Raw genomic sequence first — 420 nt, 5'->3', positions numbered from 1 at the left:
GCCTTCTGCTTTGCACTATCCCCAGGATGTAAGCTGATCGCCTTCAAATCATCAGGAACGATGAAAGCATGAAGATGAGGAAAAGCCTCATCATCATGCCTGATGACTGTCTTCAACTGGTCCCCATACGTGTCCTGCAACCACTTGACCGACCGAGCTTGCCAACGCTTACAATCGGCATCCATCTCACCTGGCCAAGACAGAACAATGCACGCCATAGTATTTTGAGTGCTTCTGATTTTCCTGCTCTTGCCATTCTTCTGAACATCAACAGCACCATCGCAAGCCTGCTCATGCTCACGCTCAAGAGCTTCTAAATCCTGACCAAAAACGAGAACCGGCTTGCCTGGATTTTCAACATGCAAACAGGCATCCGGATTTCTCCGGGTAGCCTCATCTATAGTCTCTTTAATATTCCAC

1 protein-coding gene is annotated in these 420 nt (G+C 48.1%); it reads right to left on the bottom strand.

The window, feature by feature from the left end:
- Nucleotides 1-420, bottom strand: a 420-nt coding sequence (locus KP705_RS18170) for a plasmid recombination protein (protein WP_215765308.1), incomplete at both ends; no start/stop codon positions are given.

This window comes from Gluconobacter sp. P1D12_c, assembly GCF_018812105.1.
Classification (GTDB): Bacteria; Pseudomonadota; Alphaproteobacteria; order Acetobacterales; family Acetobacteraceae; genus Gluconobacter; species Gluconobacter oxydans_A.
This window is presented reverse-complemented; position numbering and strand designations above follow the sequence as displayed.